At 37.7% G+C, this 24,952-nt stretch carries 25 protein-coding genes, 2 tRNA genes and 1 pseudogene; 20 read left to right on the forward strand and 8 right to left on the reverse strand.

What is annotated here, in order from left to right; all coding sequences use genetic code 11:
• Together BLR83_RS00005 and BLR83_RS00010 are read left to right on the forward strand one after the other, a co-directional pair.
• A tRNA-Ile gene (locus BLR83_RS00005) sits at positions 1-74 on the forward strand.
• A gap of 11 nt (positions 75-85) precedes the next feature.
• Positions 86-157: transfer RNA gene (locus tag BLR83_RS00010), tRNA-Glu, on the forward strand.
• 53 nt (positions 158-210) lie between these two features.
• Here BLR83_RS00010 and BLR83_RS00015 read toward each other — a convergent pair.
• The 3 genes from BLR83_RS00015 to recX form a co-directional block, all read right to left on the reverse strand.
• A complete protein-coding gene (locus tag BLR83_RS00015) occupies positions 211-522 on the reverse strand; it encodes a DUF960 domain-containing protein (protein ID WP_074559386.1) in 312 nt (103 codons plus the stop codon).
• A 53-nt stretch (positions 523-575) separates the two neighbouring features.
• Positions 576-1,109 (reverse strand): nucleoside tri-diphosphate phosphatase, encoded by a 534-nt coding sequence (locus tag BLR83_RS00020; protein WP_006531621.1) that lies wholly within the window; start codon positions 1,107-1,109, stop codon positions 576-578.
• A gap of 85 nt (positions 1,110-1,194) precedes the next feature.
• Positions 1,195-1,971 carry a recombination regulator RecX gene (recX, locus tag BLR83_RS00025; protein WP_074559388.1) on the reverse strand — a complete coding sequence of 259 codons (777 nt, stop codon included), beginning with the start codon at positions 1,969-1,971 and terminating at the stop codon, positions 1,195-1,197.
• A 56-nt stretch (positions 1,972-2,027) separates the two neighbouring features.
• Here recX and BLR83_RS00030 point away from each other — a divergent pair, with 56 nt between their 5' ends.
• The 3 genes from BLR83_RS00030 (at position 2,028) to BLR83_RS00040 (ending at position 4,991) form a co-directional block, all read left to right on the forward strand.
• Positions 2,028-2,930, forward strand: a complete 903-nt coding sequence (locus BLR83_RS00030) for a tetratricopeptide repeat protein (protein ID WP_074559390.1) — start codon at positions 2,028-2,030, stop codon at positions 2,928-2,930.
• Complete coding sequence (rlmD, locus tag BLR83_RS00035; protein WP_074559392.1) at positions 2,930-4,282, forward strand: 23S rRNA (uracil(1939)-C(5))-methyltransferase RlmD; 1,353 nt, start codon at positions 2,930-2,932, stop codon at positions 4,280-4,282. Before BLR83_RS00030 ends, rlmD begins: the two co-directional genes overlap by 1 nt.
• 136 nt (positions 4,283-4,418) lie before the next feature.
• On the forward strand, positions 4,419-4,991 hold the full coding sequence (locus BLR83_RS00040) for a GNAT family N-acetyltransferase (RefSeq protein WP_074559394.1): 573 nt from the start codon (positions 4,419-4,421) through the stop codon (positions 4,989-4,991).
• Between the two features lie 25 nt (positions 4,992-5,016).
• Here BLR83_RS00040 and pnuC read toward each other — a convergent pair whose 3' ends face one another.
• The 3 genes and pseudogenes from pnuC to BLR83_RS00055 form a co-directional block, all read right to left on the reverse strand.
• Positions 5,017-5,751, reverse strand: coding sequence for a nicotinamide riboside transporter PnuC (gene pnuC / locus BLR83_RS00045; protein ID WP_074559396.1), 735 nt, complete (start codon positions 5,749-5,751; stop codon positions 5,017-5,019).
• Positions 5,752-5,757: 6 nt separating this feature from the next.
• Entirely contained in the window at positions 5,758-6,396 is a 639-nt protein-coding gene (locus BLR83_RS00050) for a deoxynucleoside kinase (protein ID WP_074559398.1), read from the reverse strand.
• Between the two features lie 394 nt (positions 6,397-6,790).
• Positions 6,791-7,557: pseudogene (locus BLR83_RS00055) on the reverse strand (nucleoside phosphorylase).
• A gap of 247 nt (positions 7,558-7,804) precedes the next feature.
• On the opposite strand from BLR83_RS00055, the gene BLR83_RS00060 reads away from it, so the two are divergent.
• From BLR83_RS00060 to asnA, 9 genes are all read left to right on the forward strand, one after another.
• Entirely contained in the window at positions 7,805-8,059 is a 255-nt protein-coding gene (locus tag BLR83_RS00060) for a DUF1912 family protein (RefSeq protein WP_004230643.1), read from the forward strand.
• A 1-nt stretch (position 8,060) separates the two neighbouring features.
• Positions 8,061-8,378 (forward strand): helix-hairpin-helix domain-containing protein, encoded by a 318-nt coding sequence (locus BLR83_RS00065; protein WP_074559400.1) that lies wholly within the window; start codon positions 8,061-8,063, stop codon positions 8,376-8,378.
• 250 nt (positions 8,379-8,628) lie between these two features.
• Positions 8,629-9,231, forward strand: coding sequence for a GNAT family N-acetyltransferase (locus tag BLR83_RS00070; RefSeq protein WP_074559401.1), 603 nt, complete (start codon positions 8,629-8,631; stop codon positions 9,229-9,231).
• A 34-nt stretch (positions 9,232-9,265) separates the two neighbouring features.
• Positions 9,266-11,917, forward strand: a complete 2,652-nt coding sequence (locus tag BLR83_RS00075) for a valine--tRNA ligase (RefSeq protein ID WP_074559403.1) — start codon at positions 9,266-9,268, stop codon at positions 11,915-11,917.
• A 300-nt stretch (positions 11,918-12,217) separates the two neighbouring features.
• Positions 12,218-12,781 carry a TetR/AcrR family transcriptional regulator gene (locus BLR83_RS00080; RefSeq protein ID WP_074559405.1) on the forward strand — a complete coding sequence of 188 codons (564 nt, stop codon included), beginning with the start codon at positions 12,218-12,220 and terminating at the stop codon, positions 12,779-12,781.
• Between the two features lie 111 nt (positions 12,782-12,892).
• Complete coding sequence (locus BLR83_RS00085; protein WP_074559407.1) at positions 12,893-14,671, forward strand: oleate hydratase; 1,779 nt, start codon at positions 12,893-12,895, stop codon at positions 14,669-14,671.
• 72 nt (positions 14,672-14,743) lie between these two features.
• Positions 14,744-15,826, forward strand: coding sequence for an MmcQ/YjbR family DNA-binding protein (locus BLR83_RS00090; RefSeq protein ID WP_074559409.1), 1,083 nt, complete (start codon positions 14,744-14,746; stop codon positions 15,824-15,826).
• Positions 15,827-15,930: 104 nt separating this feature from the next.
• Positions 15,931-17,139, forward strand: a complete 1,209-nt coding sequence (locus BLR83_RS00095; protein ID WP_074559410.1) for an MFS transporter — start codon at positions 15,931-15,933, stop codon at positions 17,137-17,139.
• Between the two features lie 343 nt (positions 17,140-17,482).
• On the forward strand, positions 17,483-18,475 hold the full coding sequence (gene asnA, locus BLR83_RS00100; protein ID WP_074601313.1) for an aspartate--ammonia ligase: 993 nt from the start codon (positions 17,483-17,485) through the stop codon (positions 18,473-18,475).
• A 103-nt stretch (positions 18,476-18,578) separates the two neighbouring features.
• Here the strand turns inward: asnA and BLR83_RS00105 are convergent, their stop codons facing one another.
• Together BLR83_RS00105 and BLR83_RS00110 are read right to left on the reverse strand one after the other, a co-directional pair.
• Complete coding sequence (locus BLR83_RS00105) at positions 18,579-19,313, reverse strand: hypothetical protein (RefSeq protein ID WP_074559414.1); 735 nt, start codon at positions 19,311-19,313, stop codon at positions 18,579-18,581.
• A 120-nt stretch (positions 19,314-19,433) separates the two neighbouring features.
• On the reverse strand, positions 19,434-20,279 hold the full coding sequence (locus BLR83_RS00110) for a hypothetical protein (protein WP_074559416.1): 846 nt from the start codon (positions 20,277-20,279) through the stop codon (positions 19,434-19,436).
• Positions 20,280-20,411: 132 nt separating this feature from the next.
• On the opposite strand from BLR83_RS00110, the gene rsmD reads away from it, so the two are divergent.
• The 6 genes from rsmD (at position 20,412) to BLR83_RS00140 (ending at position 24,947) form a co-directional block, all read left to right on the forward strand.
• Positions 20,412-20,951: a 16S rRNA (guanine(966)-N(2))-methyltransferase RsmD gene (rsmD, locus tag BLR83_RS00115; RefSeq protein ID WP_074561073.1), complete on the forward strand. Its 540-nt coding sequence runs from the start codon at positions 20,412-20,414 to the stop codon at positions 20,949-20,951.
• Positions 20,952-20,982: 31 nt separating this feature from the next.
• Positions 20,983-21,480 carry a pantetheine-phosphate adenylyltransferase gene (gene coaD, locus BLR83_RS00120; protein WP_074559418.1) on the forward strand — a complete coding sequence of 166 codons (498 nt, stop codon included), beginning with the start codon at positions 20,983-20,985 and terminating at the stop codon, positions 21,478-21,480.
• Entirely contained in the window at positions 21,458-22,543 is a 1,086-nt protein-coding gene (locus BLR83_RS00125) for a SepM family pheromone-processing serine protease (protein ID WP_074559420.1), read from the forward strand. Before coaD ends, BLR83_RS00125 begins: the two co-directional genes overlap by 23 nt.
• 131 nt (positions 22,544-22,674) lie before the next feature.
• Positions 22,675-22,923 (forward strand): DUF3923 family protein, encoded by a 249-nt coding sequence (locus tag BLR83_RS00130; protein ID WP_074559422.1) that lies wholly within the window; start codon positions 22,675-22,677, stop codon positions 22,921-22,923.
• 102 nt (positions 22,924-23,025) lie between these two features.
• Positions 23,026-24,357, forward strand: a complete 1,332-nt coding sequence (locus BLR83_RS00135) for a bifunctional metallophosphatase/5'-nucleotidase (protein WP_074561074.1) — start codon at positions 23,026-23,028, stop codon at positions 24,355-24,357.
• A 29-nt stretch (positions 24,358-24,386) separates the two neighbouring features.
• Positions 24,387-24,947: a YutD family protein gene (locus BLR83_RS00140; protein ID WP_074559424.1), complete on the forward strand. Its 561-nt coding sequence runs from the start codon at positions 24,387-24,389 to the stop codon at positions 24,945-24,947.
• Positions 24,948-24,952: the final 5 nt, after the last annotated feature.

Consider the following 24,952-nt stretch of genomic DNA (forward strand, 5'->3'; position numbering starts at 1 on the left):
GGGCGCATAGCTCAGCTGGTTAGAGCGCACGCCTGATAAGCGTGAGGTCGGTGGTTCGAGTCCACTTGTGCCCATTTATTAATATGGTCCGTTGGTCAAGGGGTTAAGACACCGCCTTTTCACGGCGGTAACACGGGTTCGAATCCCGTACGGACTATTTTATTTATTTTTGTTTAAAAGGTTTAAAAAAGAAGGCGAAAGCCTTCTTTTTTAGTCTAGTTCATGTGGTAATAGAAGTGTTTCGGTTCCTGATTGATCAATCAGATAGACAATATTTGGAAAGAATGGGTCATACGGGTAATTGTAGTCAAAAGCAATAGCGGTTTTCTGTTTTTGATTTTGGTAGCAAATCGTTAATTTTCCTTTTTTCTCAGTTAAGCGAAAGCTGATGATTGACTCTAGTGGGATAACACCTTTTAGGTAGTTGTCTAAGATATCCCAGAAGGTATCAATGATTTCATGTGGAAGGCTTGTTGCTACGCCAAAACTGGCGTATCTTTCTTTACTGATTTCAAATGCCATATAAATCTTCCTTTCTTTAGCGTAAAAGCACCCCTATTGGAGTGCTCGCAACTTTAACGATTCTTAAGTTCAAGATAACGTTTGTACCAAATATTAATATAGGCTTCTGAGAATGGTCCTTTTCCGTTGTTGATCCAGTCAACAAGGATTTTGACATTCTCTTTTAAAATAAAATCAATGTCTGGAGAGTAGCCCATTTCTGCTTTGTGTATTTCGTACTCGTCGACGTCAAGTAGTCTTTTTTCACCGTCTGCAAAGACTTTGACATCCAAGTCGTAATCGATATACTTAAGAGCTTCTTCATCCATGACGTATGGACTAGCAAGATTGCAGTAGTATGAAACACCGTTATCTCTTATCATCGCAATGATATTAAACCAGTATTTTTTATGGAAATAAACAATGGCTGGTTCTCGCGTAACCCAACGTCTCCCATCACTTTCTGTTACTAGTGTGTGATCGTTAACTCCTATAACAGCATTGTCTGTTGTTTTTAGTACCATAGTGTCGCGCCATGTTCGGTGCAAACTACCATCATGCTTATAACTTTGAATTGTAATAAAGTCGCCTTCCTTAGGTAATTTCATGCCTTACCAACTTTCTACAATTAAACTTATCTGTTATAGTTTATCATAATTTTCTGAAAAAGGACACTTAGAAATGCAATTTATTTCACAAATAATCTCTAAGAGCACTCTTAATGTCATCATATGAAAAGCCTTTTCGAGCAAGAGCTTGCGTTAATCGTTGATTTAATTCATATCCTTCGTATTTTTTACTAAATTTTCGATATTGTTTATCAAGTTCTTTATTTAAAAGTTCGAATTCTTGTTCTTCATCTTTTTCGATGTCAAGTGTTTCAAAGGCATCTTTTGCTTCTGTGTATGAGAAACCTTTGTTCATCATATTTTGGATGATTTTATCTTTAAGCGTTTTTGTTGAGAGCTTGTTTTGATATTTTCGTAAAAGTTTTTGAGCAGTTTTTTCAGCTAGGTCTGAAAAGTCTAATTGAGCTAATTTTTGGTCAATAAGCTGAGCATCAACTCCTTTTTGAAGTAATTTTTGTTTTAAAACGAAGCCACCTTTGTCTCCTGATGATAGATTTTGAGATAAATAGGTTTCTACATATTGAGAGTCGTTAATCCAGTTTTCTGTTTTGAGGTTTTCAATGATTTCTGGGATATATTGGCTATCAATTTCATGCTTTTCCAAGTATTTTTTGACTTCATCTGCGGTACGTTGCTTGAAAGAAATTTGGTAAAGTGCCAAGTTTTTACCGTATGAAAATTGAGCGTATCTTTGAATATCTTTTAAGGTTGTTTCGTCAATTTCCATATTTTTACTTAACATAAAGTGAACAATAGTGTCTTCTGTTACGTAAAGTTTATCTTTTTCGTCAATTTCTAAAAGATATAGCCTTTTTTTCTTTTCGATTTTAGTGATTTTCATACATTCATTATAACAAAAATGTTAAAATAGTAGTGATTAAAGTGTAGGGAGGTGATATGGTGAAAGGTAGTAAAATCGTTGATTTAGATGAATACCGCATGCTTAAAGCTTTAGACGATGAGCTTGAAGAGTTTCCGTTTGATGATGACTTTTTAGAAGATGAAGAAGATGAGCTAGACTCTGAAAATTGGAATTTATTTGAGGATTTAGCAGAACTTAGAAAGCGTGTGGATTATTACCAAGAGCTTCATGAGAAGGGTGAGATTTCAGAGAAAGATTATTATTTTTCAAAGGTCAATCTTGGTATGCTTTATAAGCAAAATGGTCTTTATCAGAGGGCTCTTGAGCAATTTGAAGCGGTTTATGAGCTTGATTCATCGGATTTATTTGCTTGTCGTCATGAGATGATGGCATTGTATATTTTGACGTCTCAATATGATAAGGCTTTGGCTTTCTTTAAAAAGCAATCTGATGCTGAACATGATATTTTACTGGAAATTCCTTTGTTAGTTGGAGCTATTTTAGATGGTCATGATGAGATGGCTCATTATTTGATTGAAGTTTTGAGTGCTGATGTTAAGGATTTTGCTATTTTTTGTCAATCACCCGAGCTTTTGATGGATGATATTATGTCTATCGGCGCAGCTGGCATTCATCGTCCAGATAGTTTAGAAGCGGTCTATGTGGGACTTTATCGTATTTTGCCTTTACTGATGACTGCTGGAAATTATGTGCAAGCTTACTTGAATGATTATTTTTCAGAGCACAAGGCAGGTCAGGCAGAAGTTGAGTCGTTAGCCTTTTTATCAGAATACCAAATTGAAATCTTGCTGGCACATGATATTTATGATTTGCAGGATTTTCAAGTTTGGACAGAAACAGAAATTTTAGCTTTACCTCAGTTTGGTAAGGCGACTTTAGAAAAATTGAAAGAAGCAGGAGTTATATTTAGTCACTAATGAATTTGAAAGTAAAACAAAGAATTCCTTTGAAAATCAAGCGTATGGGAATCAATGGCGAAGGAATTGGATTTTATAAGAAGACTTTGGTCTTTGTCCCAGGTGCTTTGAAGGGAGAAGATATTTTTTGTCAGATTACGGCGGTTAAGCATAATTTTGCTCAGGCAAAACTTTTGACAATCAATAAGAAATCTAAGTTTCGTGTGGAACCGAAATGTCCCATTTATCAAAAATGTGGTGGTTGTCAGATTATGCACCTACGTTACGATAAGCAATTGGAGTTTAAGGATGATTTGATTGGTCAATCCTTGAAAAAATTCAAACCTGCTGGTTATGAAAATTATGAAATCAGGCACACACTTGGAATGGAAGTGCCGTATCATTACCGTGCCAAATTGCAGTTCCAAACTCGTTCTTTTAAGGGAAATGTTAAGGCGGGGCTCTTTGAGGAAGGTAGCCACCGTTTGGTTGATATCAAAGAATGTTTTGTTCAAGATGAATTAACGCAAGCTATTATTAATCGTGTGGCAGAATTGCTAGAAAAACATCAAATTCCGATTTATGATGAGCGCAAGGTAGCTGGTATTCGAACAGTAATGATTCGTAAGGCAAAGGCTACTGGACAAGTTCAGATTATTTTTATTACTAGTCGAGATGTCTTTTTAGCACCGCTTATTAAGCAATTAACGGCTGAATTTGAGGCTATTAAGGGAATCGCAGTTAACTTTAACCGTTCAAAATCAAGTGAGATTTACGGCGGAAAAACAGAGGTTATCTGGGGAGATGCTGATATTTCAGAAGAAGTTTTGGATTATCATTTCAGTCTTTCTCCGCGTGCTTTTTATCAGTTGAATCCTGAGCAAACGCAGGTCTTGTATAGTCAAGCTGTTGCTGCGCTTGATGTGACAGAAGATGACCATGTAATCGATGCTTATTGTGGTGTCGGAACAATTGGTTTTGCTTTTGCAGGTAAGGTTAAGAGTGTTCGTGGGATGGATATCATTCCTGAAGCTATCGAGGATGCTAAGAAAAATGCACAGCGTATGGGCTTTGATAATACATATTACGAAGCTGGTCGAGCCGAAGATATTATTCCTAAGTGGTACAAGGAAGGTTATCGTGCGGATGCTTTGATTGTTGACCCACCTCGTACGGGACTTGATGATAAACTTTTGGATACTATTTTGAAATACCAACCTGCTAAAATGGTTTATGTGTCATGTAATACGGCGACTTTGGCTCGTGATTTGGTTCAATTAAGTAAAGTTTACGACGTTCACTACATTCAGTCGGTGGATATGTTCCCGCATACTGCAAGAACTGAAGCAGTTGTGAAACTGGTCAAGAAATAAGAAAATGATGAAACGTAAGGGCTTCCTTACGTTTTTTAATAATCTTGAATTTGACAAGTGGTGTTATGTTTATTTTGACACTTAGCTGCTTTATCGTTATACTTAATTATTGATTATTTTTGGAGGACTTGTGAGAATGGCCATTACGATTCGCTTGGCAAGCTTAGATGACGCAAAAGCTCTTCTTGATATTTACCGTTATTATGTTGAAGAAACAGCTATTACTTTTGAATATGATATGCCGACTTTAGAGGAATTTACGGGCCGTATGCGCTCAATCATGGCTTTTTATCCTTATCTTGTGGCAGAAGAAGATGGCAAGATTCTAGGCTATGCTTATGCTTCTAAATTCCATCCTAGAGCTGCTTATGCTTGGTCAGCAGAAGCGACAGTTTATCTGGATAAGGTTGCGCGTGGTAAGGGCGTTGGACGTCAGATTTATGGGAAACTAGAAGATTATTTAACCCAAATGGGCATCCTTAATCTCAATGCTTGTATTGCTTCAACGGATGTTGAAGATGCCTACCTGACAAATGGAAGTGAGAAGTTCCATCGTGCTCTTGGGTATCAATTGGTGGGAAAATTTCATGATTCGGGTTATAAATTTAACCGTTGGTATGACATGATTTGGATGGAAAAATTGTTGGGTAAGCATGGAGCAGATGTTGCACCGGTCAAATCAATTCATGAGATTATAAAAAAACTCTGAGACGTAGTCTCAGAGTTTTCTATTTTTATTCAGTAACGGCTTCTTGAGCAAGGCTTTCTTGTCCTTGACTCTTCTTCCAGATAATAATACCTACGAAACCTTGTGCCACCATACCTAGGTAACTAAAGGCAACGATTGGGTTTCCGATAGATAGGTAAAGGATAAAGCTAAGCAAATCGACAACTAGCCAAATGTAGTAACCATCGAGGTGTCCTTTTACCTGACGTTGTTGGGCAGTAAAGGAAAGACCATTTGTGATGGCATCTAGGACGATTTTTTGTCCGCCCATCCAGTAAGAAATAAATCCTAAGCCAAATGTCCAGAAGAAGACAGCGATAAGCACGTCTTTTAGACTGAATTTTTTATCAACGACTAATTCACCGTCATCATTGCGGCGTTTTTTCCAGTTATAGTGTCCGATAAATTCGGTTGCAAGGTAGTAGCAACTTTTGAACATTTCACCGTAAACACCTTGAATACCAGCGACTAAGATACCAGCAATATTTTGAACACCATTTGCTTTGAAGGTGTGTTGCCATTGAATCGCTAGTGTCCATGTCCCAATAAAACCAAAGATAGACATGATAATTGAGAGGACATGTAAGATGTTAAGGTCTCCTGAAAAGAGTGTCGGAATCATCCCGTATAGGGTAAATCCGAGAGAGACTAAGAAGGCAAAGATTACGAAAATCTTTTCTTTTAAGTCAAAACGATTCCAAGCGTTGTTAAATGATTCTTTAAGTGAAAGTTCTTTTTTCAAAAAATGTTAATCTCCAATTCCAATTGATTTCATTTCTTGACGGATCATTTTGTACACTTTATCCCAGTCCTCAGCTTTTGTAACATCGAGGTTGTCAGTGTTAATTTTCATTTTTGGACTGTATTGGTAATCTTCGTACCATTTTGTGTAGTGCTTGTGAAGGAGTTTGTAGTAATCTGTTAGACCATTTTCGTTATCTGGTTGTTCAAAATCACGTCCACGTTTTTTGATGTTGTTCATGATGTGGTCAAAACTACCTTCGAGGTAGATTAGCAAGTCAGGAGCTTTTTTAGGAAGTCCGTCAATTTCCTCCATCATGTTGTCTAGCAATTCCAAGTAGATATTGTATTCTTGATCGCTGATGCTTCCTTGAAGGGTATTGATGTAAGTAAATAAAGCATCTTCGTAGATTGAGCGGTCTAAGACATTGTTGTCTGCTTCGTAAGCTTCTTTGATTGATTTGAAGCGTTTGTTCAAGAAGTAAATTTGTAAAGCAAACCCGTATTTTTCAGGGTCTTCATAGTATTTATCTAAAATTGGGTTATTGTCAACAGGTTCAAAGAATGCTGTTGTGCCAAGTTCTTTGGCTAAGAGAGAAGTGTAGGTAGTTTTTCCGACTCCTATCATTCCTGCTAGAATAATCACGATGGTAATGCACCTCCAATATGCTAATTCTGTAGTATTTGTTTAAAAATGTAATGTGTAAAATGTATTTTGATAGCAAAGCTATCTGTCTAGAGTAAGGTTAGTAAATGTATGTTTGGTGAGTTATTATGGTTTGGAAATAGGTGAAACAAGTCCTCCTTTCCCAGTAAAGTATCTATATGTGACAAAGTCAAGGCCTTGTATTTGTCATAATAAATGATTTAAGCACAATATCTTGTGCCCGGATAAAATAGTAGCACTATATTTTGTGTTTGACAAGAGCAAAAACTCAATTATTTTTGACTAAAAAGTCAAAGATGGCTAAAAATCAGGCTTTAGCGTAAGCAAAAATTTTTTAAAAACTCTCAGCTAAAAAAGCTGAGAGTTTTTGAGCTTATTTGAAGACTTGTGTGGCAAAGTGTAAGGCGATACTAGCGATGCGGTCTTTTCTTTCAAGGTCAGCGTCATTTGCAAGGCTACGCGGATCCCATTTTTCGCTGTCAAGATTATCGGCAGAATAGAAAAACTGAAAATGATTAATCTGTCTAAAATTAGCCAGCGCGGCAATAGCAGAGCACTCCATATCAACAGCGATAGCACCTTGCGCCTTTCTAGCTAGCATTTTACTTTTGTTTCACGGTAAATGCCATCTGTCGACCAGACTTTGCCTTCAGTATAAGAGATGTTTTGATGGCTAAGAAAGTTTTTAAAGTGCTCACGATAAGTTGGATTAAGAGCAATTTCATTAGTAGCAGGAGCATAGTGATAGCTTGTTCCTTCGTCGCGAATAGCAGAGCTTGGAATGATAATTGAGGTTTCTTTAATGCTATTATCAAGGACGCCACAAGTTCCAAAGACAAGGAGATTTTCTGCTCCCATGGCAATGATATCTTCTAAGACGGCAACGCAGCTACTTGCCCCAACGTAGGAGTTAAAAAAGCCGATTTTTTCTCCTTGAAAGTCAAGTTCATAAATTGGAATTTCGAGATTAGCCACACTTGTTTTAGCAATCTGACGATGAGGAACTTCGGCTAAAATTCTAGCAAAGGTTGCTCTTGCAAAGCAGGTCACAACTGTTTTTGGAAATTGAGGAAGACTTGCCACGATATCGCTGGGATTGATGATGGCTCTTTTTTCTGGGTCAAATTGCGATAGAATCATAATGCATCTCCTTTATAAAGTATGTCGAAATATTTTTAATATTCTACTTTAAATAGTAGAAAAAGACAAGTTTATGTGAGAAAAAAGCTGAAGGACTCTTTTTTAGTCTCATCTGAACTTATTTTCAGAAAAATTTCTAAAAAAGGAAGGGGATTCATGGAAATCATGTTACAAATCCTTTACAAGGCTCTCATTTTTTCAAGGTTTGTGTTATAATATGACCTAGGAAATCAGACGAGAGGTATTTATGACTTACGAACAAGAATTTTTAAAAGAATTTGAAGCTTGGGTTGATTCACAAATTACAGTTAATGAGATGGCAATGGAAGCCAGCCGTAAGATTGTGGAAGAAGATAAGGATGAACGTGCTGCTGATGCTTACATCCGTTACGAAAGCAAACTTGATGCTTACCGTTATATCCAAGGCAAATTTGCTAATTATAAAGCCGGCAAAGGTTTCCACGAATTACCAGATAATCTTTTAGGGGAGAGAAATTACTAAAATGGCAAAGAAAAAGAATCGAAAAAAAGAGTACTTATTGAAATTAAAACGTGCAGGTATCATCAAAACAGCTGCAACTTCAACTGTTAAGGCTGCTGCTAACGTTGTTTCAAAAGCAACTCTTAGTTTGGAAGAATTTTCAGCGATTTCTGCCGTAGAAGGCATTCGACCAAAACTTGTTGAAACACTTTACAATGAAGGAATTAAATCAGTATCTGATTTCCAAAATTACACAGAAAAAGAAGTTTTGGCCTTTAAAGGAATTGGTCCAGCAACAGTTAATAAACTTAAAGAAAATGGCGTAGCTTTCAAAGCTTAATCCATTTGCGTTAGCTGACCAAATCTGTTAAAATAAAAACATTCAGAGGTGTCTTGAAGACCATTTGTTACAGAAAGCGGTGGCGCTGAGAAATCCGCACAAATGTCGAGGCTGGTTGCTGAAGGTTGTAACTGAATAACAAAGTTGCGAGTGCTAGTCACTCGAATGTGGGTGGTACCGCGGATTTATAAAAGTTCGTCCCTGTCGAAAGACAGGGGCGATTTTTTTATCCTAGAGTGGAGGAATTGCCATGATTAAGATACTAGGTCAGATAAACGACAATAAACTTCCTGAGGTAGAGACAGAACGTCTTTACTTGCGTCAGCGTTTGGTATCAGACGCTAAAGATATTTTTGATTATGCCAGTTTGCCAGAAGTGACTTGGCCAGCTGGTTTTCCGCCTGTTAAGAATGTGGCAGAAGAGGAGAATTACCTAGCAAACATTATGCCAAAACGCTGGAGTGAGCAGAAGATTCCAGCTGGTTACGGTATTTGTCCCAAAGGATCTGATAAAGTTATCGGCTCGATTGATTTCAATAACCGTCATGCTGATGATGTGCTTGAAATGGGTTATCTTCTTCACCCAGATTATTGGGGACAAGGGATTATGCCGGAAGCTGCGCGTGCTCTTTTAGAAGTTGGTTTTAATCTGGTTAATCTCCATAAAATCGAAATTGAATGTTATAGTTACAACAAAGCTAGCCAGCGTATTGCTGAAAAGCTTGGTTTCACTCTGGAATCACGTATCCGTGACCGTAAAGACGCACAAGGAAAACGATGCGATTTACTGCGTTACGGATTGTTAAAAAGTGAGTGGGAGGAGCTGTCAGCAGCACCTGATAAATTGAATTGATTGACTTATTGAAAAAATGTAGAAAGGACACATTATGTCAAAAGAACTTTCACCAAAATATAACCCAGCTGAAGTTGAAGCTGGTCGTTATCAAAAATGGTTAGACGAAGATGTTTTCAAGCCTTCTGGCGATAAGAAAGCACATCCGTATTCTATCGTTATTCCACCACCAAACGTAACAGGTAAACTTCACCTTGGTCACGCTTGGGACACAACTTTGCAAGATATTATCATCCGTCAAAAACGTATGCAAGGTTTCGATACTTTGTGGTTGCCAGGTATGGACCACGCTGGTATCGCAACTCAAGCAAAAGTTGAAGCACGTCTTGCTGAAGATGGTATTTCACGTTACGATCTTGGTCGTGAAAAATTCCTTGATAAAGTTTGGGAATGGAAAGATGAATACGCATCAACTATCAAACAACAATGGGGTAAAATGGGTATCTCTGTAGATTACTCACGTGAACGTTTCACCCTTGATGAAGGTTTGTCAAAAGCTGTTCGTAAAGTCTTTGTTCAACTTTACAAAAAAGGTTGGATTTACCGTGGTGAATTTATCATCAACTGGGATCCAAAAGCTCGTACAGCTCTTTCTGATATCGAAGTTATCCACAAAGATGTCGAAGGTGCTTTCTACCACATGAACTACATGTTGGAAGATGGTTCACGTAGTCTTGAAGTAGCAACAACTCGTCCTGAAACAATGTTCGGTGACGTAGCCGTTGCGGTTAACCCAAATGACGACCGTTACAAAGATTTGATTGGTAAAAATGTTATCCTTCCAATCGTTAATAAAGCTATTCCAATCGTTGGTGACGAACACGCTGACCCAGAATTCGGTACTGGTGTGGTTAAAATCACTCCTGCACACGACCCTAACGACTTCCTAGTTGGTCAACGTCACAACTTGCCACAAATCAACGTGATGAACGACGACGGTACAATGAACGAACTTGCTGGTGAATTTGCTGGTATGGATCGTTTCGAAGCTCGTAAAGCTGTCGTTAAAAAATTGGAAGAAATCGGTGCGCTTGTTGAAATCGAAAAAATGGTTCACAGCGTTGGTCACTCAGAACGTACTGGTGTGCCAGTTGAACCACGTTTGTCAACACAATGGTTCGTTAAAATGGACCAATTGGCTAAAAATGCCATTGCTAACCAAGACACTGATGACGAAGTGAAATTCTACCCACCACGTTTCAACGATACTTTCCTTCAATGGATGGAAAATGTTCACGACTGGGTTATTTCTCGTCAATTATGGTGGGGTCACCAAATCCCAGCATGGTACAATGCTGAAGGTGAAATGTATGTCGGTGAAGAAGCTCCAGAAGGTGACGGATGGACTCAAGACGAAGACGTGCTTGATACTTGGTTCAGTTCAGCGCTATGGCCATTCTCAACAATGGGTTGGCCTGATACAGAAGCAGAAGACTTCAAACGTTACTTCCCAACATCTACATTGGTAACTGGTTACGATATCATCTTCTTCTGGGTATCACGTATGATTTTCCAATCATTGGAATTCACTGGACGCCGTCCATTTGAAAACGTGCTTATCCACGGTCTTATCCGTGACGAACAAGGACGTAAAATGTCTAAATCACTTGGTAACGGTATTGACCCAATGGACGTTATCGAAAAATATGGTGCTGATGCCCTTCGTTGGTTCTTGTCAAACGGTTCTGCACCAGGTCAAGACGTTCGTTTCTCTTACGAAAAAATGGACGCTGCTTGGAACTTCATTAACAAAATTTGGAATATCTCTCGTTACATCTTGATGAATAATGAAGACCTTACACTTGACCAAGCAAGTGCAAACGTTGAAAAAGTTGCTGCTGGTACTGCTGGTAACGTGACTGACCGTTGGATCCTTCACAACTTGAACGAAACAATCGCTAAAGTCACTGAAAACTTTGATAAATTTGAATTCGGTGTAGCTGGTCACATCCTTTACAACTTCATCTGGGATGAATTTGCTGACTGGTACGTTGAATTGACTAAAGAAGTGCTTTACAGCGATAACGAAGATGAAAAAGTTATCACTCGCTCAGTTCTTCTTTACACACTTGATAAAATCCTTCGCTTGCTTCACCCAATCATGCCATTTGTAACTGAAGAAATCTTTGAACAAATTTCTGAAGGTTCAATCGTAACAGCTGAATACCCAACAGTTAACCCTGCATTTGAAAATGAAGCTGCGCACAAAGGTGTTGAAAGTCTTAAAGACCTTATCCGCGCTGTTCGTAACGCACGTAGCGAAGTGAATGTTGCTCCAAGCAAACCAATCACACTTCTTGTTAAGACAAGCGATAAAGAATTGGAAGACTTCTTCAACAGCAATGTGAACTACATCAAACGTTTCACAAACCCTGAAAAACTTGAAATTTCTTCTGATATCGAAGCACCAGAATTGGCAATGTCTAGCGTTATCACTGGCGCAGAAATCTTCTTGCCACTTGCTGACCTTCTTAACGTTGAAGAAGAATTGGCACGTCTTGACAAAGAACTTGCTAAATGGCAAAAAGAATTGGATATGGTTGCACGCAAACTTGGCAACGAAAAATTCGTCGCTAACGCTAAACCAGAAGTTGTCCAAAAAGAACGCGACAAACAAGTCGACTATCAAGCTAAATACGACGCAACTGTTGCGCGTATCGAAGACATGAAAAAATTGGTGAAATAAGTTAAGCTTTTTACAAGGATTCGTTAAGATTGCCTTAAGTAAGGAAATCTATACTATAAATAATCCTAGTTAACTTTCTTTTTCACAGATAACTACAAACAACCTAAATCCAAATAGTTATCAAACAACAGCCCCCACTTCAAGAAATTGAGGTGGGGGTTTTGGTATGTTAGTCATTATTGAATATTAGATTTGAGAGTTAGACAGAAATCTTTAAAAAAATATGAATGAATGCCCCTAAACAGTGATTTTAATAATTCTAAGCAGTATAATAAAGGAAAAAGGGATGAGAGGGATATTATGGCACAGGTTACCAAGCGGGCTTTAGAAGAGTCTTTGAAGCATTTGTTGTTAAAAAAGCCACTCACTAAGATTACTATTAAAGATATTGCAGAGGATTGTGGGATTAATCGCATGACTTTTTATTATCATTTCAAGGATATTTATGATTTGGTGGAGTGGTCTTGTGTTGAGGATGCTCAAAAAGCTTTGGGTGAAAATAGGCATTATGATAGCTGGGAAAATGGGCTTTTTGACATTTTTAAGGCAGTTAAAGAGAATAAGCCTTTTATTATGAATGTCTATCATTCTGTTAGTCGAGAACAAATCGAATGTTACCTTTATCAGTTAACTTATCAATTAATGCTTGATGTTGTTGAAGAAAAAGCTGTCGGGTTAATGGTAAGTGATAAGCAAAAAGAATTTATTGCTGATTTTTACAAGTATGCTTTGGTTGGATTAATGTTAGATTGGATAAAAAATGATATGAAAGAAAAGCCAGAAGATATCGTTGAACGGCTAGCTATTCTAGTTCATGGCAATATTGTGTCAGCTTTAAATCACTATCATCAAAAAAATAATTAATCAAAAGACTTTAAATGATAAAAAATTTATCATTTGGTCTTTTTTGTTTATTGAAGTAAAATCTTTGAATTATCTATAATGAAGGTAACAAAAAAGATGGAGGTTCTCGATATGTATTATTCAAGTGGTAATTATGAAGCGTTTGCCCATCCGTTGAAGCCAGAAGGTGTCGATCACAAATCAGCCTATATTGTAGGTGCTGGTTTGGCAGCTTTGTCTGCAGCATGCTTTTTAGTGAGAGATGCTCAAATGCCTGGTAAAAATATCCATATTCTTGAAAAAGAGCCCATTTCTGGTGGTGCTTGTGATGGTTACCAATATAGCGACATTGGTTATGTCATGCGCGGTGGTCGTGAAATGGATAATCATTTCGAGTGTATGTGGGAGCTTTTCCGCTCTATTCCATCTATTGAGACAGAAGGGGTAAGTGTTCTAGATGAGTTTTATTGGTTGAATAAAGCTGATCCAAACTACTCTCTTTGTCGAGCGACTGAAAAGCAAGGTCAAGATGCTCATACGGATAAAAAATTTGGATTGTCTGATAAAGCAGCTCTTGAAATTATGAAACTTTATTTTACGCCAGATGAAGAATTGTATAACAGAAGAATTGATGAATTCTTTGATGATGAAGTGTTTGGATCAAATTTTTGGCTATACTGGCGAACAATGTTTGCTTTTGAAAATTGGCATTCAGCCTTAGAAATGAAACGTTACCTTAAACGCTACATTAACCATATTAGTGGTTTACCAGATTTTACTGCTTTGCGTTTCACACGTTATAATCAATACGAATCAATGATTTTGCCCATGGTAAAATACCTAGAATCATTTGGAGTTGTTTTTCATTACAACACAAAGGTGATTAACGTCGAATTTGATTGTCAAAAAGATAAAAAAGTTGCTAAACGACTTGATATTCTTTCTGATGCTGAAAAAAGTAGTATTGATTTGACGGAAAATGATTTTGTATTTATTACAAATGGTGGTTGTGTTGAAAATTCAAGTTATGGTAGTCAAGATAAGCCAGCTTGCTTTAATAAAGATATCAAAGAAGGAAATGGCTGGGATATGTGGCGGAAAATTGCGGTGCAAGATGAGTCATTTGGTCATCCCGATAAGTTTTGTTCGTCACCTGAAAAATCAAATTGGATGAGCGCGACCGTGACTACCCTGGATGATAAGATTCCAAGATTTATTCAAAAAATCTGTAAACGTGATCCGTTTTCTGGCAACATTGTGACTGGGGGGATTGTTTCGGTAAAAGATTCAAATTGGCTTTTGAGTTGGACTGTTAACCGACAACCACAATTTAGAAATCAACCTAAAAATGAGTTAACTGTCTGGGTATATGCGCTATTTACTGATAAGGAAGGTAATTATATTAAAAAGCCAATGCGTGATTGTACAGGACAAGAGATTTGTGCTGAGTGGCTCTATCATCTAGGAGTTCCAGTTGAAGATATTGACAAGTTAGCTGCAAATAGTGCGAAAACCGTTCCATGTATGATGCCTTACATTACAGCTTTCTTTATGCCACGCGAAAAAGGTGACCGTCCTGATGTTGTTCCTGATGGCGCTGTTAATTTTGCTTTCTTAGGTCAATTTGCTGAGACAGAACGCGATACTATTTTTACGACAGAGTATTCTATCCGAACTGCCATGGAAGCCGTTTATACTTTGTTTAATGTTGATCGAGCAGTCCCAGAAGTTTGGGCAAGTACTTATGATATTCGTGATCTTTTACATGCGACAGTTGCTCTAAGGGATGGCAAGCCGATTACTGAGATGAACTTAAATTTTGTTGAAAAATTTATCTTAAAGCAATTCTTGCGAAAAGTTGAAGGAACAGACATCGAAAAAATTTTACGAGATTATCAGTTGATTAAATAATGAAAAGAAAAGGCTGGAAAATGTTATTCCAGTCTTTTTTTGCTATACTTATGCTAAATGAAAGGAGCTTCTATGTCAGTTGAGTCAGATTTTTTTGCTAAGAAGCGGGTGGACTTTGAACGCTTGGTACCGTTTGGTTTTGAGAAGTCGCAGGCTGGCTATGATTATCGTGAGAAGATTTTAAATGGTGATTTTGAGGTTTGGCTTCACATCTCATCGCTTGGTCAGGTCAGTGGCAAAGTGATGGACACAGACCTAGGAGAAGAGTATTTGGCGCTTCATGTGCTAGCAGCGAGTGGGAATTTTGTCGGACAGGTCAGAGAAGCTTATCAAGAGGTTCTTGAAAGAGTGGCTGAAGCTTGTTTTGAAGCTCTGCCATTTGCTAGTGACCAAATGAATCGTCTTGCAAATCATCTAAAGGCAACTTATGGCGATGATTTTGACCATCCTTTTGAAAAATATCCTGAGTTCTCTTCTTTTCGCTATCCTGAAAATCAGAAGTGGTATGGTCTTGTGATGACGCTTGTGCGTGGCAAATTAAACCTCGGTAATGAGCAGTGGTCGCAAGAAGAGCTAGACGAGAAAGTTGAAATAATCAATATTAAGGTTGAACAAGCTAAGTTGCCTGAATTGATTGAAATCAAGGGCGTTTATCCGTCTTACCACATGAATAAGAAGTCTTGGGTGAGTGTGGTTTTAGATGAGACAGTTCCTGATGAGCTCCTTTTTTCTTTGGTGGATAATAGCAGAGCTTTGGTAGCTGGAAAGGCCCTGGGGAGCAGTAGTGGTCCAGATTATTGGATTATTCCAGCTAACCCCAAGTATTATGATATTGATGCTGAATTTGCAGCAAACAAGGTTATTTTATGGACACAAAAAGCAAGCATTAAAAAAGGTGATTTTGTGGCGATTTACATGACAGCACCGACTAAGGCAGTGCGGTATTTTTGCCAAGTCTTAGAAGCTGATTTGCCAAATGATGCTTATCGAGATGAAGCCTCCATCAAAAAATTAATGAAGATTCAGCTACTCCACACTTTTTCTGATGAGCAAGTGACGTTTGATACCTTAAAACTTTGTGGTGTCAGAGCAGTTCGTGGCCCACGTCGTATGACAAAAGAATTAATTGAAAAAATCGATTCACTCAGAAACTAATAGATAAGCCGTACCGTTAGGTGCGGTTTTTTGAAAATAAAATTGAAAGAATATTGCAAAAATAACTTTTGAAGAGTATACTATCTAACAATCGGGAGGTGCTTATGAGGAAAATCGAACGAAAAAATACAGGTCTTTTAGTAACGAGCAGTACGATTTCAAAGATAGGTGATACTTTATTTGATTATGTGAATAATTCGTTTTTAGCGAGTATGAACATGAAATCAATGGTTTTGGTAGGAATTTACCAAGCACTTGAAAATGTCATTGGAGCGCTGTTTAATTTATTTGGTGGAGTGATTGCGGACCGTTTCAGACGAAAGAAAATTATCATTTTAAGTGATTTTTTGAGTGGCTTAATTTGTCTGTGTTTGTCTCTTATTTCCAAGCAAACTTGGCTCATCTATGCGGTCATTTTAACCAATGCTTTACTAGCATTTTTGTCAGCATTTTCGACACCAGCCTACAATGCCTTTACCAGAGAAATCGTCGAAAAGGACAATATTACTCGAGTGAATTCTTACCTTCAAACGCTTGCGACTCTGGTTAAAATCATTGTCCCGATGCTTGCTTTAGGAATTTACCACATGATTGGTATCCGAGGAGCCTTGGGTCTTGATGGGTTGTCCTTTTTATTGTCAGCTTTGATTGTTGCTTTTGTTCAACCGATTTTAGAAGAAGCCAGTAAAACAGATAAGTTTTCAGTTAAGATAATTTTAGAGGATTTGGTTAGTGGGTTTCACTATGTAGCGAAAAATCGCCAGATTTATCTTCTGATTGCTCTTTCTGCTGGGGTTAACTTTTTTATGGCTGGTTACAGTCTTTTACTGCCTTATAGTAATCAAATGTTCCCAAAAATCACTGGAAATAGTTATGCTATGTTTTTAACAGCTGAGGCGATTGGTGGAGTGATTGGAGCGGTTATTAGCGGAAAAATTAGATACAAATTATCGACTGGTCAATTAATGGCACTTTTGTCTATTTTTGGAGGATTTGTTGCCTTAGCTCCCGTTCTTTATTTTTTGAAACCGAGTATTTTTCTTTTGGCACTGTCGCCAGTTGGTTCTGGAATTTTTATGACCTTGTTTAACATTCATTCTTTTTCGCTTGTTCAAAGAGAAGTAGCAAGTGAGTATCTGGGGCGAGTACTGGGAATAGTTTTTACCGTTGCTATTTTATTTATGCCACTTGGAACAGCTCTTTTCACGCTGATTTTCACACCAAGTAATCCATTTAATTTCTTCTATATTGGTTGTTCGGTTATTATTTTGAGTTTTATCTTTTTAAAATTGTTACAAGGGTCAAAAGAGTGATATTTGATAACTGTCGCTATTTAAACACTATTTTGACAACGGTTTAATTATTAGAAAAAAGTTGAGCTATTTTTGTTTGATGGTTCAATTTTTTTAATACTATAAAGTGAAATTTTCTTCTAAAAAATGCTTATAAATAGCTGATTTTCCATCCTTTGTTAGGTTATCTAACATAAAATTCAAAAATATTGCGAAAATTTTCAAAAAAGTGTTTATTTTTTAAAAACATAGGTGTATAATAGCTCTATCGTTGTAAAGCGATCACGAAATACAAAATATACCTCACTATCGTTCATTATCATTTTGGTATTTCAAATTTAAAAAAATTTTTAAGGAGGAGCATATGAAGAAAAGCTTTATTCATCAACAGCAGGAGATTTCTTTTGTCAAGAATACTTTTACTCAATATTTGATTGATAAACTTGGCATCGTTGAAGTGCAAGGACCTATTCTTAGCCAGGTCGGGGATGGTATGCAAGATAATTTGAACGGCGTTGAACATCCTGTATCTGTGCACGTTAAACGTATTCCTGATGCTGAATATGAAGTTGTTCATTCACTTGCTAAGTGGAAACGTCATACCTTAGCACGTTTCGGCTTCAATGAAGGAGAAGGGCTTTTCGTACACATGAAAGCTCTCCGTCCAGATGAAGAAGAATTAGACCCAATCCACTCTATTTATGTCGACCAATGGGATTGGGAAAAAGTTATTCCAAATGGTCGTCGCAACATCGCATACTTGAAAGAAACTGTTGAACAAGTTTACAAAGCTATTCGTTTGACAGAATTGGCAGTAGAAGCTCGCTTTGATATCGAAGCAGTTTTACCTAAGAAAATCACTTTCATTCACACAGAAGAATTGGTGGAACGTTACCCAGATTTGACACCAAAAGAACGTGAAAATGCTGCTGCTAAAGAATTCGGTGCGATTTTCCTTATTGGTATTGGTGGTATTTTACCAGATGGTCAACGCCACGATGGTCGTGCACCTGACTACGATGACTGGACTTCTGAATCTGAAAATGGATACCATGGTCTTAACGGTGATATTATTGTTTGGAACGAAGTGCTTGGCTCAGCTTTTGAATTGTCATCAATGGGTATTCGTGTTGACGAAGAAGCTCTTAAACGTCAAGTTAAAATCACTGGCGACGAAGATCGTTTGCAATTAGAATGGCACAAAGCTCTTCTTAACGGTCTCTTCCCACTTACAATCGGTGGTGGTATCGGTCAATCGCGTATGGCAATGTTCTTGCTTCGTAAAAAACACATTGGTGAAGTACAATCAAGTGTTTGGCCAAAAGATGTTCGTGATACTTACGAAAACATTCTTTAATAGAAGAAACTTAATTTAAGGACTAAAAAAGGTCGGCTGGGACTCAGTCGACTTTTTTAAATATAAAAAACTGAGATGATGTTTATCTCAGTTAATCATTTTTTTACCATGGCAAGCCAGCAGCGGCAATTTCAGCTTTTGAAGCGTATTGTCCATTTGAGCGATGCCATCTACCACGAGCATCTCTTGAATATCCACTAGCGGCTTGTTCTTGTTGTTGCGCAGCAGCGGCAGCTTGCTCTTGGGCTTGACGTGCAGCTTCAGTAGCAGCTTGTTCTTGAGCTTGTCTAGCTTCTTCAGCTTTTCGAGCCTCTTCGGCTTGTTTTGCTGCCTCAGCTTCTTTGGCATCAATAGCTGAAACGACAGCATTGATGCGGTTGTTAAAGGCTTCTTTTTTAGCTGAATCGTTTACAGCGTTAACTTTATTTTTAGCGTCATCGACGTTTTCACGGGTTTGATTAGCTTCTAAGTTTGCAACGGCGGCTTCGGCAGCAGTTTGAGCAGCCTCTTCTTGTTTTTTAGCTTCTATGGCCGCTTTAACAGTTGCAATGCGCTTTTTAAGTTGTTTTTTTACTTTTTTATCTTTGACAGATTTAACTTTTTTTGTAGCTAAATCAAGATTTTCTTGAGTTTGCTCTTTTTCAAGTTTTTTGACAGCTTTTTTAGCCGCTTTGCTTGCTTTGTCTTCTTTTTTAGCCACTTTACTTTTGGTTTTAGTATCAGCTAAAACGACGTGATTGTTTCCAAATGATGCAGGGGTTAGAAGTCCAAGGTCTTGAGATGTGCCGAGAACAAGGGCAGTCATTAATAATAGGGCAAGTCTTAGTTTCTTTTTCATTGTATCCTCCAAATAATTTGAAATATAAAACTAATTACAATAGAAGAATATCACTTTGAAATAATTCTGTAAATATGGCTAAGAAAAAAGTCGCTAGAAAAACTTCTAACGACTAGACTGTTATTCAAATTTACAGCGTGTATATCCAGCAGCAATAGCATTTGATAGTGTTGTTGGTGTAGTACTGTTTGAGCGGTTAAGACCACGGCAGTATGGGCTTAGGTGGTAACGACGACCTGTGTTTGTGATGTAAACGGTAGTAGCATCACCTTGTTGCGCAGCAGCGGCAGCTTGTTCTTGGGCTTGACGTGCGGCTTCAGCTTCTTGAGCTTTTTTTGCCTCTTCGGCTTGTTTCGCTGCCTCAGCTTCTTTGGCATCAATAGCTGAAACGACAGCATTGATACGATTATTAAAGGCTTCTTTTTTAGCTGAATCAGATACCGCGTTTACTTTATTTTTAGCGTCATCGACGTTTTCACGTTTTTGGTCGCTTTCGAGTTTTTTAACAGCTGTTTCAGCCGCATTGATAGCTTCTTGCTGTTTCTTAGCTTCGATGGCTGTTTTTACAGTTGCGATACGCTTTTGGAGTTTTTCCTTCAGCTTGCTATCTGTGACAGCATTCACTTTGTTAGTTGCAGCATCGAGGTTAGCTTGGGTTTGATCGTTTTCAAGCTTTGTGACAGCAGCTAGGGCTTCATCTTCGATAGCTTTAACTTTTTGGTATTCTTTTTTACCAATTTCAATGTATTTGGCGTTTTCTTCTTTGAAATCGCTGAGTTCGTCTTGACTGTCAATTAAGTCTGATTTGGTATCGTCAATTTCTCGGCTGAGTTGTTCAATCTTAGTTTCAGCTAGGGTAAGTTCATGATCTTTACTTCCTTGAGCAGAGAAGCTACCAATCAATAAGACTGACAAGACAGTAAGGGCAATATTTTTCTTGTCTTTAAAGAATTTTTTAAAATCCATCATAACTCCTTTATCCTAAAAAACTTTGATAATTAAAATTATCCTATTCATCATATCAAATCTTATTTTTAGTGTAAACCTTATCAATAATTTTTTAAGGCATTTTAGGTTAATTCTGTTATAATGGTTCTTATGAGAGTTGTAGCAGGAAAATTTGGTGGGCGTCCCTTGAAGACGCTCGATGGAAAAATTACTCGTCCGACAACTGATAAGGTTAAGGGCGCTATTTTTAATATGATTGGCCCATTCTTTGATGGTGGGCGTGTTTTGGATTTGTTTTCTGGTAGCGGTAGCCTTGCTATTGAGGCTATCTCACGTGGGATGGATGAAGCTGTCATGGTTGAACGTAATCGTAAGGCGCAAGCTATTATCACAGAAAATATCAAAATGACGAAATCTGAACAGCAATTTCATTTGATGAAGATGGATGCTAATAAAGCGCTCGGCATGGTCAAAGGGCCTTTTGATTTGGTTTTGTTGGACCCGCCTTATGCGAAAGAGGAAATCGTTAAAAATATCACTGACATGGAAGAAGCTGGACTTTTGTCTGAAGATGTGATGATTGTATGTGAAACAGACAAAGCTGTGGATTTGCCAGAAGAGATTTCAAACTTTGGCATTTGGAAACAAAAAACATACGGAATTAGTAAGGTGACGGTTTACATTAGATAGTAAATGTCATGATATCCTTGATGGAGGCAATATGACAAAAATTGGTTTGGTGACGGGATCTTTTGACCCTGTGACAAATGGACATCTTGATATTATAGCGCGTGCGAGTCGACTATTTGATACGCTTTATGTAGGGATTTTTTACAATAAAAATAAAACAGGGCTGTTTAGCATTGCTGAGAGAAAGGCTATGCTAGAAGAAGCAGTCCCTGCTTTCCCAAATGTAAAGGTCGTGACAGCGCATGATTCTTTGGCGGTTGATGTAGCTAAAGAATTGAATGTTGGCTATTTAGTGCGTGGAATTCGCAATGCCAAGGATTTGGAATATGAAGCTGACCTTGCTTTTTATAATCAGCATTTGGCAAGTGATATTGAGACTGTCTTTTTGTTAACTTCACCAGAGTGGCTTCATGTCTCATCTAGTCGTATTCGCGAATTGATGCATTTTCATTCGGATATTTCGGCCTTTGTTCCAGAAAGCGTTGTGAAAAAAGTGGAGGAAAAATATGACAATCTTAAACGCATTTAAAGGGATTTTGAAAAAGTTAGGTCGTATTTTATACCGCTTTAAATGGTGGATTCTAGGAGTAGTGGGAACTGTATTTCTCATCTTTAGTTTATTTTATCCCCTTGATTATTATGTTGAAATGCCTGGCGGTGCTTATGATGTTCGTAGTGTTTTAACTGTTAATAATAAAACAGATAAAGACGAAGGTTCTTATAACTTTGTAGCGGTGACGGTGAGTCAAGCAACACTTGCTCAGCTGGTTTATGCTTGGTTAACACCGCATACTGAGATTTCAACGGCTGCCGCAACAACGGGTGGTTACAGTAATGAAGATTACATGCGTATCAATCAATACTACATGGAAACTTCCCAAAATACTGCGACCTACCAAGCTTTAACCTTAGCTGGAAAAGACGTTAAGCTTGATTATCAAGGCGTTTATGTCCTAAATGTAACTAAGAATTCAACCTTTAAAGGGCTTTTACATTTAGCTGATACGGTTACTGGCGTAAATGGTAAAACGTTCAAGAGTTCACAAGAATTGATGGCTTATGTAGCAGACTTGGATCTTGGCTCTAAAGTCACTGTTCAAGAAATTTCAAACGGTAAAACGAAAGAAGTTTCTGGTAAAATCATTGAATTGCCAAATGGTAAAAATGGTATCGGTATTGGTCTGGTCGACCATACAAAAGTATCATCTGATGTCGATGTGACTTTTGATACCAGTGGTGTTGGTGGACCTAGTGCTGGCTTGATATTCACCCTTGATATTTATGACCAAGTTAATAACGAAGATCTTCGTAAAGGTCGTAAAATTGCTGGGACTGGTACTATTGAATCAGATGGTTCTGTCGGTGATATTGGTGGAGCTGGCTTAAAAGTCGTCTCAGCTGCCAAAGCTGGTGCGGATATTTTCTTTGTTCCAAATAATCCAGTTGATGAGGAAACATTGAAAAAAGATCCTGATGCTAAGACAAATTATGAAGAAGCCAAAGAAGCGGCTAAAGACCTTGATACTGACATGAAAATTGTCCCTGTCAAGAATGTCCAAGAAGCGATTGATTATTTAAGAAGCACAAATTAAATACAAAAAGCATCTCTTTTAGCTAGTCTAAAGAGGTGTTTTTTGATGCATCAGTTAACTTTTTCTTAAGCTTTATTGATTACAATGGTTTAAAATGAAGTAGTAGAATCATAAAAAGATTGGAGGAGCATATGACAAACTGGCAGAAGCGATTAGTGATAGGATTTAATATTGCAGCTTTGTTTATCTTTTTAGATGTTAGTTTGTTAATCTTTATTAGGTCGGTTAATGGTCATGGTGTTTATCAGACCTTAGGTATGAAATGGCTAACCTTCTCAGCTTGGGTGCTTTGCTATGCTTCTTTATGGACGATTCAGGGAATTGCTTATATGCTTATTAAGCGTTTCGTCTTGGTAAGAGAACAGCAAAATAACCGCTGAGTATTGAAAAAGCTAGATTTTTATCTGGCTTTTTTGGTTGATAATGGATTTGTAAAGGCAGTGAAATATCACTATTGTGGTGGAAAATGCTATAATATTGCTATGACAGAAAAGCTAACGATTTTGCACTTAAATGACTTGCATTCTCACTTTGAGAACTATCCAAAAATTAAGCGATATCTTCAAGAATTTCCTAAGTCTGATGAAGAAGTGATTCGGGTTGATGTTGGAGATAGTATTGACCGCTGGCATCCCATGACTGATATTACTAAAGGGCGTTTTAATGTTCAGTTGATGAATGAGCTTAAGATTGACTTTGCGACGATTGGTAATAATGAAGGAATTGGTTTAGCTAAAAATTGGTTAAATCACGTTTACCAAGACGCTGATTTCAAAGTTATTTTAGGCAATTTAGAAGATGAAAATGGACGTCCAAATTGGGCTGAGCCATATCAGATTTATGAGACAAAAGCTGGGACAAGGATTGCTTTTTTAGCTTATACTTTTCCGTATTATTTGACTTATAAGCCTGGTGGATGGACGGTCCTTGACCCGATGGCATGCTTGAAACGTGATGTTGAGATTCCAGAGGTGAAAAATGCAGACTTTCGTATTTTGTTAAGCCATCTTGGATTACCAATAGATGAGAAGATTACTGCAGCTGTTCCAGAGATTGATTTAATTATTGGTGCGCATACGCATCATGTTTTTGAGGATGGCGCGTGCCTTAATAGGACTTATATGGCTGCCGCAGGAAAATACGGACAGTTTGTTGGTGAGATTAATTTGATTTTTGAAAATCATGAATTGGAAGATATTACGATTCATGCCCATGAAACGAGTCATATGGCAAGTAAGCCTGGCGATAAAGAATGGATAGAAAAAGTCGTTTCAGATGGTCGCAGTCTTTTAAGAAAAGAAATTGTCAAAGAATTTGATACTGAGTTGACTTTGGAGCAATCTTGTCAACTAGTCATGGATGCCATGAAAGATTATGCAAGGGCTGATGTTGCCATGATTAACTCAGGTTTGGTGGTTGAGGCATTCGGTAGAGAAGTGACAAAGGATACGCTCCATCATTCTCTTCCACATCAAATGCGTTTGGCAAGGCTAGAAGTAACGACATCTGAGCTTGAGGAGATTTGTCAGGATGTTTATTCGCAAGCAGAATTGTTAGCAAGACAACAAATCCGTGGCATGGGATTTCGTGGTAAGGAATTTGGGACCGTTTTAACGAGTGGCTTTGCTTACAAAAATGGAAAAATAGTGTATAATGAAAAGGTTACGAATGAAAAGGAGACTGTCAGCCTAGTCTTGGTTGATCAATATTATTTTGCACGCTACTTTGAGAGCATCAAATCACATCAAGCAGAGCTACTTTTTCCTGAATTGCTTCGAGAACTGGTAGAAGACTACCTCATACATAAAGAATAAGTTTTACGATGGATGAAGAGAGGAGACCGATGAGAAAAGATATCTCTCCTGAAATGTACAATTACAATAAATTTCCTGGTCCACAATTCGTGGCATTTTCTGATCGTGTCAAAAGCGATGATATCGAGTTGTTGATTTTAGCCAATGAAAAAGATGCTTTTAACGCAACTGTGTTTAGTCAACGTTTTTCAGATATCTTACTTAAATATGACTATATCGTCGGAGATTGGGGAAATGAACAGCTACGTCTAAAAGGTTTTTACAAAGATGACCGCGACGTTAAAAAGGCTAATCGTATTTCACGTTTAGATGATTACCTTAAAGAATATTGTAACTTTGGCTGTGCTTATTTTGTTCTTGAAAATAAAGAGCCACGTGCTGTGAAGTCTGAAGAAGAAAAACAAACAAGACGTCATAAATCACAAAAACGTTCGTCTGGTAAGAAAAAAACTGACCGTTCAGGAAATCAACATTTTACCAGCCAAAAACGCAAAGAAAGCAAAGGACGCAGTGAGCGTCACCAAAAACGTGAACAGCAAAAAGAAATTCAGTCGGCAAAACAATTTGTCATTCGCCGCAAAGAGAAATAGGAAGG

The sequence above is a fragment of the Streptococcus equinus genome, from assembly GCF_900101445.1.
Lineage (GTDB): Bacteria > Bacillota > Bacilli > Lactobacillales > Streptococcaceae > Streptococcus > Streptococcus equinus_B.

Excerpts from the sequence above, each read along its gene's own strand:
- BLR83_RS00020 (WP_006531621.1), bottom strand. The coding sequence starts at position 1,109 with ATGAAATTACCTAAGGAAGGCGACTTTATTACAATTCAAAGTTATAAG.
- BLR83_RS00090 (WP_074559409.1), top strand. The coding sequence starts at position 14,744 with ATGTCAGTTGAGTCAGATTTTTTTGCTAAGAAGCGGGTGGACTTTGAA.
- BLR83_RS00060 (WP_004230643.1), top strand. The coding sequence starts at position 7,805 with ATGACTTACGAACAAGAATTTTTAAAAGAATTTGAAGCTTGGGTTGAT.
- BLR83_RS00080 (WP_074559405.1), top strand. The coding sequence starts at position 12,218 with ATGGCACAGGTTACCAAGCGGGCTTTAGAAGAGTCTTTGAAGCATTTG.
- BLR83_RS00065 (WP_074559400.1), top strand. The coding sequence starts at position 8,061 with ATGGCAAAGAAAAAGAATCGAAAAAAAGAGTACTTATTGAAATTAAAA.
- BLR83_RS00085 (WP_074559407.1), top strand. The coding sequence starts at position 12,893 with ATGTATTATTCAAGTGGTAATTATGAAGCGTTTGCCCATCCGTTGAAG.
- BLR83_RS00105 (WP_074559414.1), bottom strand. The coding sequence starts at position 19,313 with ATGAAAAAGAAACTAAGACTTGCCCTATTATTAATGACTGCCCTTGTT.
- rsmD (WP_074561073.1), top strand. The coding sequence starts at position 20,412 with ATGAGAGTTGTAGCAGGAAAATTTGGTGGGCGTCCCTTGAAGACGCTC.
- BLR83_RS00075 (WP_074559403.1), top strand. The coding sequence starts at position 9,266 with ATGTCAAAAGAACTTTCACCAAAATATAACCCAGCTGAAGTTGAAGCT.
- BLR83_RS00070 (WP_074559401.1), top strand. The coding sequence starts at position 8,629 with ATGATTAAGATACTAGGTCAGATAAACGACAATAAACTTCCTGAGGTA.
- BLR83_RS00140 (WP_074559424.1), top strand. The coding sequence starts at position 24,387 with ATGAGAAAAGATATCTCTCCTGAAATGTACAATTACAATAAATTTCCT.
- recX (WP_074559388.1), bottom strand. The coding sequence starts at position 1,971 with ATGAAAATCACTAAAATCGAAAAGAAAAAAAGGCTATATCTTTTAGAA.
- BLR83_RS00130 (WP_074559422.1), top strand. The coding sequence starts at position 22,675 with ATGACAAACTGGCAGAAGCGATTAGTGATAGGATTTAATATTGCAGCT.
- BLR83_RS00125 (WP_074559420.1), top strand. The coding sequence starts at position 21,458 with ATGACAATCTTAAACGCATTTAAAGGGATTTTGAAAAAGTTAGGTCGT.
- BLR83_RS00015 (WP_074559386.1), bottom strand. The coding sequence starts at position 522 with ATGGCATTTGAAATCAGTAAAGAAAGATACGCCAGTTTTGGCGTAGCA.
- coaD (WP_074559418.1), top strand. The coding sequence starts at position 20,983 with ATGACAAAAATTGGTTTGGTGACGGGATCTTTTGACCCTGTGACAAAT.
- BLR83_RS00040 (WP_074559394.1), top strand. The coding sequence starts at position 4,419 with ATGGCCATTACGATTCGCTTGGCAAGCTTAGATGACGCAAAAGCTCTT.
- BLR83_RS00110 (WP_074559416.1), bottom strand. The coding sequence starts at position 20,279 with ATGGATTTTAAAAAATTCTTTAAAGACAAGAAAAATATTGCCCTTACT.
- rlmD (WP_074559392.1), top strand. The coding sequence starts at position 2,930 with ATGAATTTGAAAGTAAAACAAAGAATTCCTTTGAAAATCAAGCGTATG.
- BLR83_RS00095 (WP_074559410.1), top strand. The coding sequence starts at position 15,931 with ATGAGGAAAATCGAACGAAAAAATACAGGTCTTTTAGTAACGAGCAGT.
- BLR83_RS00030 (WP_074559390.1), top strand. The coding sequence starts at position 2,028 with ATGGTGAAAGGTAGTAAAATCGTTGATTTAGATGAATACCGCATGCTT.
- BLR83_RS00135 (WP_074561074.1), top strand. The coding sequence starts at position 23,026 with ATGACAGAAAAGCTAACGATTTTGCACTTAAATGACTTGCATTCTCAC.
- asnA (WP_074601313.1), top strand. The coding sequence starts at position 17,483 with ATGAAGAAAAGCTTTATTCATCAACAGCAGGAGATTTCTTTTGTCAAG.